Raw genomic sequence first — 9,563 nt, forward strand, 5'->3', positions numbered from 1 at the left:
GCCTGCCCGACTAGCATTCAGGCGGGCCTGCCCGACTAGCATTCAGGCGGGCCTGCCCGACTAGTCATTCAGGCGGGCCTGCCCGACTAGCATTCAGGCGGGCCTGCCCGACTAGTCATTCAGGCGGGCCTGCCCGACTAGTCATTCAGGCGGGCCTGCCCGACTAGCATTCAGGCGGGCCTGCCCGAACAATCAAGGCGGGCCTGCCCGAACGGAACGGGCGGGGAATCTCATGCATAGAATTTTTTAATACTTAAGAGAGTTTTCAATTTCGATTTCAACTTCAGCTTCAACTTCAGCTTAAGCTTCATTTCCCCAACTCGAATAGATTAATTACCTTTGACTACCACTAATACGATACCCCATGAAAAAAATCATACTCCCCTTCGTCCTCATGTCTCTTATCGCATGTCAAGATCAAGAAAACAAGAAAGAAGAAGAACACGCAAAAAAAGAAATCGCCTTGAAGTACCCCAAAACGAATAAAGTAGATACGGTAGATACCTATTTTGGCACCGAAGTAAAAGATCCCTACCGCTGGTTAGAAGACGACCGTAGTGCCGAAACCGAAGCTTGGGTAAAAGCAGAGAATAAAGTCACTTTTAATTATTTAGAGCAAATCCCGTATCGCGAAGCCCTAAAAGAACGTCTTTCTAACTTATGGAACTACGAAAAAGTAGGGGCGCCCTACAAAGAAGGAGACTATACCTACTTCAGTAAAAACGACGGACTACAAAACCAATACGTGATTTACCGCTATAAAACAGGAGAAGAACCCGCTACGGCAGAAGTTTTTCTAGACCCCAATCAGTTCAGTGAAGATGGCACCACCTCTTTAGGCGGAATGAGCTTTTCTGATGACGGTAAAATCTTGTCTTATGCTATTTCTGAAGGCGGAAGCGATTGGAGAAAGATTTTGGTCATGAATACCGAGACCAAAGAAATCGTAGAAGATACCTTGATCGATGTCAAGTTTAGTGGCATGTCTTGGAAAGCCAACGAAGGCTTCTACTATTCTAGTTACGACAAACCTAAGGGCAGTGAGCTTTCAGCAAAAACAGATCAGCATAAATTATATTACCACCAACTGGGAACGCCACAAAACGAAGATCAGCTTATTTTTGGGGGAACCGAAGCGCAAAAACACCGTTATGTAGGCGCTAATGTTACCGAAGATAACAAGTACTTAATGATTACGGCGAGTACTTCCACTTCGGGGAATAAATTATTTTTAAAAGATTTGTCACAGCCTAACAGCGAATTAAAAACCATCATCGGGAATACCAACACCGACACCTATGTGATCGAAAATAAAGGAAGCAAGCTCTTTTTGGTGACCAACAAAGAAGCGCCCAATAAAAAGATTGTTACGGTAGAGGCAGCGAATCCGCAGCCAGAAAACTGGAAAGATTTTATTCCGGAAACGGAACATGTCCTAAGTCCGTCTACGGGAGGAGGCTACTTCTTTGCAGAATATATGGTCGATGCCGTTTCCGAAATCCAGCAATACGACGATCAAGGAAAGATGATTAGAAAAGTAGAACTTCCAGGATTGGGAAGTGTGGGAGGTTTTGGCACCAAAAAGGAGGAAAAGGAACTCTATTACTCCTTCACCAACTACACCACGCCCGGCAGTATTTATACATACGATATCGAAAAAGGGACTTCAGCGCTCTATAGAAAACCAGAAATCGACTTTAAGTCCGAAGATTACGAAAGCAAGCAGGTGTTTTACACCTCCAAAGACGGGACGAAGATTCCTATGATCATCACCCACAAAAAAGGAGTGGAGCTTAATGGGAAGAACCCCACGATTCTTTATGGTTATGGCGGTTTCAACATCAGCTTAACCCCTTCGTTTAGCATCAGCAACGCCGTTTGGATGGAGCAAGGCGGAATCTATGCAGTCGCTAACCTACGTGGTGGCGGGGAGTACGGGAAAGAATGGCACAATGCAGGAATTAAAATGAAGAAGCAAAATGTGTTTGATGATTTTATCGCTGCCGCGGAATTTTTAATTGCTCAAAAGTACACTTCTAGTGATTATTTAGCCATCCGTGGAGGTTCCAACGGTGGTTTGTTGGTAGGAGCGACCATGACACAGCGTCCTAAGCTGATGAAAGTAGCCTTGCCTGCGGTAGGGGTTTTAGATATGCTACGTTACCATACGTTTACAGCGGGAGCAGGATGGGCTTACGATTATGGAACTGCCGAAGACTCTAAAGAAATGTTCGAGTATTTAAAAGGCTATTCTCCGCTACACAATGTAAAAGAAGGGACAAGCTATCCAGCAACTATGATCACCACGGGAGACCATGACGATCGGGTAGTTCCTGCACACAGTTTCAAATTTGCCGCCGAACTCCAAGCCAAGCAAAGCGGAGAAAACCCTACCCTCATCAGGATTGAAACCAATGCAGGACACGGCGCCGGAACCCCCGTTAGCAAAACCATAGAACAATACGCCGACATCTACGGCTTCACCCTTTGGAATATGGGGTTTGAGGAATTACCGGAAAAGAATTAACAAGGAGTAATTAGAGGGGAGATGGGAGAGGTGAGATGGGAGAGGTGAGAAAATAGAAACTAGAGTCTAGAGCCAAGATTTTTAGACTTAAGACGATAAGACCTAGGACTTAGGAAAGTTTAAAGTGAAAATAAAAGCATTAAAAGAAAGCAATCCGGCCTACTTTTCATGTGCGTAGTAAAACCAAGAAGAAATTTAGCGTTGGCTTAAGCAGTATGGCCTAGCGGAGCGATCGCCATACGGAGGATATAATTTTTTCTTTGGTTTTCAAGAGCAGGAAAATCAGCCTAGCCTTCCCGTCCGACCGGCACGGGCGGGTTGTTTCTTTTCGGCAATGGAAAAGAAAGATATATATAGAAACCTTTAGTGACTCTCAGCTAGTACTCAGCAATCATCAAAAACTAAAATATAATCTAAACTCTAGACCTAAGACTTTTAGACGTACGACGCTTAGACTAAACAAAGTGAAAAGTGAAAACGAAAACATGAAAAGAAAGTAATCCGGCCTACTTTTCATGTGCGTAGTAAAACCAAGAAGAAATTTAGCGTTGGCTGAAGCAGTATGGCCTAGCGGAGCGATCGCCATACGGAGGATATAATTTTTTCTTTGGTTTTCAAGAGCAGGAAAATCAGCCTAGCCTTCCCGTCCGACCGGCACGGGCGGGTTGTTTCTTTTCGGCAATGGAAAAGAAAGATATATATAGAAACCTTTAGTGACTCTCAGCTAGTACTCAGCAATCATCAAAAACTAAAATATAATCTAAACTCTAGACCTAAGACTTTTAGACGAATGAGATAAAAGAGTATTCGAGTACGAGTGAGGCTTCGATACATCCCGAAGTTTCAGGGTTTGCAAAAATCACTCAGCCACCTTTTTAGTATGGAGAGGTGAGTAGTGAGACGGGAGAAAATAGAACCTAGAGTCTAGAATCTAGACCAAAGACTTTTAGACGTACGACGCTTAGACTAAACAAAGTGAAAAGTGAAAAGTGAAAACGAAAACATGAAAAGAAAGCGATTCGGCCTATCGAGAATTTATCGTAAAATTTGAAGTGAAAGCACCGTAAAATTTCAGACTGTCTGAGCCAAGTTCTCTTATTCTAGCTATTACATACCACTATTGGCGAGTTTCTGAAATTTAGGTGCAGAACAAAAAATTTAGATAAAGTCTCGTAAGCCTAGATCTTTTTGTTACTTTTTCCAGCGATGGGAAAAAGTAAAGAATATATATAGAACCTTAATGATTGTCGATTAGTACTAAACAATTAACTCCTCCTCGCTATGCTGTCATTTCGACGAAAGGAGAAATCTCATATTTCCAAAACGAAAAGATGCTTCGTTTCGCTCCACTTCACTCTGTGTGACAACAATCGAGCATCTTTTAAATAGAAAACCAAAACATGAAAGTGAAGTAAACCCGGCCTATCGAGAATTTATCGTAAAATTTGAAGTGAAAGCACCGTAAAATTTCAGACTGCCCGCCCGAACCGGTACGGGCGGGTCTGAGCCAAGTTCTCTTATTCTAGCTATTACATACCACTATTGGCGAGTTTCTGAAATTTAGGTGCAGAACAAAAAATTTAGATAAAGTCTCGTAAGCCTAGACTTCCCGCCCGACCGGCACGGGCGGGTTGCTTCTTTTCGGTAATGGAAAAGAAGAAAAACTTACATCTAAAACATTTATGATTATCGACTAGCAATTCATATACATTAAAAGTTAGAAGTAGGAAGATTCCCATTAATACTCAGTCGCTTCCTCTCATTGACACCGTCAAACCACTGAATTAGGCTTCTGACGAAAGGATAAATCTCATTCATCGAACTTTTTAAAATTTAGAAAGTGAAAAACGAAACCCCAAAACCTAGCCGTTAATCGCTAAAGACTAAAACCTAATAACAAACTAAAAATTAACAAAAAACACTCTTTCTTAAGCAAAAGTTCCTACATTTGCAGATTAACTAAAAAGAAATCATTTTTTGGAAATAGACGTAACCACCATAGGCTTAGGCTATATAGGCTTACCCACATCGGCACTCATGGCTTCACAAGGCTTAAAGGTGTATGGAGTGGATGTCAATCCAAAAGTGGTAGAAACCCTAAATCAAGGGAAAATACATATCGTAGAACCTGACTTAGAACACCTGCTCGCAAAAGCGGTACAGGAAGGCGATTTTAAAGCGGGAACTCAGCCTCAACAAGCCGACACCTATTTAATCGTAGTGCCAACCCCTTTTAAGGGAGATCACGAACCCGATATTTCATTTGTAGAAGCCGCTACCAAGGGGGTTATTCCTTTACTAAAAAAAGGAGACCTCTACATCATCGAGTCTACTTCCCCTGTGGGAACGACCGAAAAGATGGAAAAGCTTATTTATAATGAGCGTCCAGAGTTGAAAGGAGAAATACACATCGCCTATTGTCCAGAGCGCGTATTGCCAGGCAATGTGATGCACGAGTTGGTACATAACGACCGCGTGATCGGCGGAGTGGATGAAGCGAGTACCCAAAAAGCCATCGACTTCTATAAGCAGTTTGTGAAAGGAGAATTACACGCCACCAACGCGCGTACAGCCGAGATGTGCAAGCTTACCGAGAATTCTAGCCGAGATGTGCAAATTGCCTTTGCCAATGAGCTATCGCTCATTTGTGATAAAGCTGGCATTAATGTATGGGAGTTAATAAAGCTCGCTAACAAGCATCCTAGAGTAAATATATTGCAACCCGGTTGTGGGGTAGGCGGACATTGTATCGCCGTAGATCCTTACTTTATTACGTCTGAGTTTCCTATGGAATCACAGATTATAGGAAAAGCACGAGAAATCAATAACTACAAGAGCTTTTGGTGTGCCGAGCAGATTAAAAAAGCAAAACACGACTTTCAATTACAACACGGGCGTCAACCTGCCATCGCCTTAATGGGCTTAGCCTTTAAACCCAATATAGACGATTTACGGGAGTCCCCAGCCAAATACATCGTGCAAAAAGTACTGCAAGATGCGCAAGACGAAGACTACTACATTGTAGAGCCCAACATTCAAGACCACCAGGTGTTTAAGATTACCGACTATAAAGAAGCGGTAGAAAAAGCAGATATCATCGCTTTTTTAGTGGCCCATCAAGAGTTTAAAAGCCTAAGCATCCAAAAGCACCAACTCGTGTTGGATTATTGTGGGGTGAGAAATGCATAAGAAAATAAAGAATGAATTTAGAACAATTTAAAGTATTAAAAGGAAAAAGGGTATTAGTAACGGGAGGTGCGGGTTTACCCCGTGTAATGGAGCTCAATTACATGGGGTGAACCCGTGAAATAATGGCAAAATGGAGGATTTTTATTATGTATATATACTTCAAAGTGAAAAGGACGGTAACAAATACACTGGCTATACGTCAAATTTGCCATTAAGATTTGAGGCTCATCAAAAAGGAAAAGTGAATTCTACAAAGCATCGTAGACCTTTGAAACTGATTTATTTTGAAGGATGTTTATCGCAAGATGATGCTCTAAGAAGAGAAAAATATTTGAAAACACATTACGGAAAAATGTATTTGGGGAATCGCCTCAAATCTTATTTCACAGGTCAAGAAAATAAAGAATGAATTTAGAACAATTTAAAGTATTAGAAGGAAAAAGAGTATTAGTAACGGGAGGTGCGGGTTTCATTGGTTCTAACCTATGCGAAGCTTTACTTAGCTTAAACGCAAAGGTGACCTGTCTAGACAATTTCGCGACCGGACATCGTCACAATATTGCTCCCTTTTTAGAACAAGATAACTTTACGTTAATTGAAGGCGATATTAGAAATTTAGAAACTTGTCAGCAAGCTTGTAAAGGAATCGATTTCGTATTGCATCAAGCAGCCTTAGGTTCTGTTCCTCGTTCTATAGAAGATCCTATCACTAGTAATGAAGTAAATGTTAATGGGTTTTTAAATATGCTCGTGGCAGCTCGCGATCAAGAGGTAAAGCGCTTTATCTATGCGGCAAGCTCCTCTACCTATGGCGATTCAGAAAACTTGCCAAAAGTGGAAGAGGTGATAGGGAAACCTTTATCGCCTTACGCCATCACCAAGTACGTGAATGAATTGTATGCAGATAACTTTAAAAGAACCTACGATCTAGACACCATAGGCTTGCGTTATTTTAATGTGTTTGGACGCAGACAAGATCCTAATGGAGCCTATGCAGCGGTAATCCCAAAATTTGTCATTCAGTTGATGAATCACGAAAGCCCTGTTATTAATGGGGATGGGGCTTACTCCCGTGATTTTACTTATATAGATAATGTAGTACAGATGAACTTGTTGGCGATAAGTACTTCCAATGAAAAAGCTTTAAACGAGGTGTACAATACTGCGGTAGGGGATCGAACCACCATCAAGTCTATGGCAGAGGAGGTTCGCACTTTTTTATCAGCCTATGATCCTAAAATAGCAGAAGTAGAAATCAAACACGGACCCAACCGAAGAGGCGACATCCCGCATTCCTTAGCCTCTATAGAGAAAGCAAAAAATAATTTAAATTACCAACCCACCCACATCTTCAAAGAAGGCTTAAAAGAAGCGACAGATTGGTATTGGGAGAATTTACAATAAAAACAACAATATGGAAAAAATAGCCATCATTGGCCTAGGATATGTAGGTCTACCTTTAGCACGTCTTTTTGCCACTAAATTTCCGGTAATAGGCTTTGATATTAATCAACCTCGCGTAGATGCCCTGCAGGCGGGTCACGACGACACACTCGAAGTCGAAGATGACCTGCTACAAGCCGTCATCAAGACGCAAAACCCTGTAAAAGGAGCCTGCACTGAGCTTGATCGCTCAGAGAGCGAGCATAGTCGAAGAGACAACGGTCTCTTCTGCACCACCAACTTAAAAGATCTCGAAGCCTGTAATTATTACATCATTACCGTCCCTACGCCGGTAGATAAAAACAATAGTCCTGTTTTGGTTCCTTTGCAGAAAGCCAGTGAAACGGTAGGGAAAGTCTTAAAGAAAGGTGATATCGTGATTTACGAATCTACGGTATACCCGGGAGCAACCGAGGAGGAATGCATTCCTATCTTAGAACAAGCTTCGGGCTTGGTGTTTAACCAAGATTTTTATGTAGGCTATTCTCCAGAGCGTATCAATCCAGGCGATAAAGAACACACCGTAGAAAAAATCTTAAAAGTAACTTCTGGAAGTACTCCAGAAATAGGAGAAAAAGTAAACGATTTGTACAAGGCGGTGATTACTGCGGGAACGCACTTGGCACCAACCATCAAAGTGGCAGAAGCCGCTAAGGTGATTGAAAATTCTCAACGCGATATCAATATTGCTTTTGTAAATGAGCTAGCCAAAATTTTTAATATTTTAGATATAGACACTCAGGCGGTCTTGGAAGCTGCAGGCACCAAATGGAATTTCCTACCTTTTAAACCTGGCCTAGTAGGCGGACATTGTATTGGCGTAGATCCTTATTATTTGGCGCAAAAAGCACAAGAACGCGGTTACCATCCCGAGATTATTCTGGCAGGTCGTCGCATGAACGACAGCATGGGGCAATACGTGGCTAGTGAAGTGATTAAGCTTATGCTCAAGAACGATATTAAAATAAAAAACGCCAACATCTTAGTCTTAGGGATTACCTTTAAAGAAAACTGCCCAGATGTGCGCAATACTAAGGTGGTAGATGTGATCAAACACCTAGAAGAGTACGAAACCAACCTCACCATCTACGACCCATGGGCAAACCCCAAAGAAGTACAACACGAATATGGGGTAACTTCTCATGTCACCCTGAGCGGAGTCGAAGGGTCTCTTGAAGGGTACGACGCCATCGTCCTTACCGTAGCCCATAACCAGTTTTTAGAACTGAATTTAGAACAACTCAAAGCCGATAAGGCGGTGGTCTATGATGTAAAGGGTGTGTTAGGAGATAAAGCGGAAGCGAAACTATAAATTAGGAAAGGGGTTTAATCTTAAAAGTTAAAAAAAATAGTTCATTTGATAAAAGAATGAAAAGATGTTAAAAAAAACAAGGAATTGGCTACGTGAGTAAATGATGATAGTTTTAAAAAAGAAAACCTATCGATTATTAGTAAACAAAAACCAGAGAAGCATTTTTTTGATTAGCTTTGTAAGCTATAAAAAATACTAGATAGAAGGATGAACTGGTTTGTATTATATGTAAAGAGCAGAACCGAGAAAAAGGTAGCCACTCGACTAGAAGCGCAGGGTTTCACGGTGTTCTGTCCTACAAAGATAGAGGAACGTCAATGGTCTGATCGCATCAAGAAAGTAGAAATGCCTTATTTTACATCCTATGTGTTTGTGCAATGTGAAGAGAAGCAAGCCCCAACGGTTTTAGCAACTTCGGGGGTGGTACGCCGACTGTTTTGGCTGGGGCAGCCCGGGGTTATTTATGAAAGAGAGATGCAGGAGGTAAGACAATTTTTTAGTGAACACAAAACTGCTAACATTAGCTACGAGGCGTTTACCGCAGGAGAGGAAGTATATATTCAAAAAGGAAAATTGCAGCACCGGAAAGCGGTGGTGTTGAAAAACGATAAGACTAAAGTTACGCTGAGTATTCCCGCCTTGGGCTGTGCTTTTAAAGTGACTTTGCCCAAAAATGAAATAGGAAGAACAAGCTAATTTTTCTCCTATTTATCAATTAATTTAGATTTGGTCCCTGGGACCGAAGAGGCGAAGCCGTGTTAAAATTGCTAAGGACGTTGAAGCAAAAAAATGTTTGGAAGCTACTTACAAACGTATAATTAAACACAACAAATGAATTATACCAATTTAAAAAATAAAAAAGTATTAGTAACCGGCGGAGCCGGCTTCATAGGTTCCAACTTATGTGAAGAACTTTTAAACCAAAATGCCAAAGTTACCTGTCTCGATAATTTTGCAACGGGACATAAACACAACCTGGATGCGATAATAAACAACGCCGACTTTACCCTAATTGAAGGGTAATTTCCTACATTGCGGCAAATATCCTATATTTGGGATAAAATCCAAATCATGACAGTAATTGAAGTTATA

General features: G+C 41.5%; 6 protein-coding genes and 1 pseudogene. All 7 read left to right on the forward strand.

The genetic code is table 11. The features are described from left to right. The first annotated feature begins 364 nt into the window (after positions 1 to 364). The gene (locus tag RBU60_RS13600) at positions 365 to 2,527 is read left to right on the forward strand and encodes a prolyl oligopeptidase family serine peptidase (protein ID WP_308865608.1); all 2,163 of its coding nucleotides are present in this window, start codon (positions 365 to 367) and stop codon (positions 2,525 to 2,527) included. 1,977 nt (positions 2,528 to 4,504) lie between these two features. Further along, positions 4,505 to 5,716, forward strand: a complete 1,212-nt coding sequence (wecC, locus tag RBU60_RS13605; protein ID WP_308865609.1) for a UDP-N-acetyl-D-mannosamine dehydrogenase — start codon at positions 4,505 to 4,507, stop codon at positions 5,714 to 5,716. 130 nt (positions 5,717 to 5,846) lie between these two features. Then, a complete protein-coding gene (locus tag RBU60_RS13610; protein WP_308865610.1) occupies positions 5,847 to 6,125 on the forward strand; it encodes a GIY-YIG nuclease family protein in 279 nt (92 codons plus the stop codon). Continuing rightward, a complete protein-coding gene (locus RBU60_RS13615) occupies positions 6,122 to 7,120 on the forward strand; it encodes an SDR family oxidoreductase (RefSeq protein ID WP_308865611.1) in 999 nt (332 codons plus the stop codon). Before RBU60_RS13610 ends, RBU60_RS13615 begins: the two co-directional genes overlap by 4 nt. Before the next feature lie 10 nt (positions 7,121 to 7,130). Further along, positions 7,131 to 8,471, forward strand: a complete 1,341-nt coding sequence (locus RBU60_RS13620) for a nucleotide sugar dehydrogenase (protein ID WP_308865612.1) — start codon at positions 7,131 to 7,133, stop codon at positions 8,469 to 8,471. A gap of 207 nt (positions 8,472 to 8,678) precedes the next feature. Next, positions 8,679 to 9,167, forward strand: a complete 489-nt coding sequence (locus RBU60_RS13625) for a UpxY family transcription antiterminator (protein ID WP_308865613.1) — start codon at positions 8,679 to 8,681, stop codon at positions 9,165 to 9,167. A 135-nt stretch (positions 9,168 to 9,302) separates the two neighbouring features. Beyond that, positions 9,303 to 9,491, forward strand: a pseudogene (locus RBU60_RS13630) (NAD-dependent epimerase/dehydratase family protein); the annotation flags it as partial. Positions 9,492 to 9,563 lie beyond the last annotated feature (72 nt).

Origin of the sequence: Mesonia profundi, from assembly GCF_031085155.1 — a bacterium.
Lineage (GTDB): Bacteria > Bacteroidota > Bacteroidia > Flavobacteriales > Flavobacteriaceae > Mesonia > Mesonia profundi.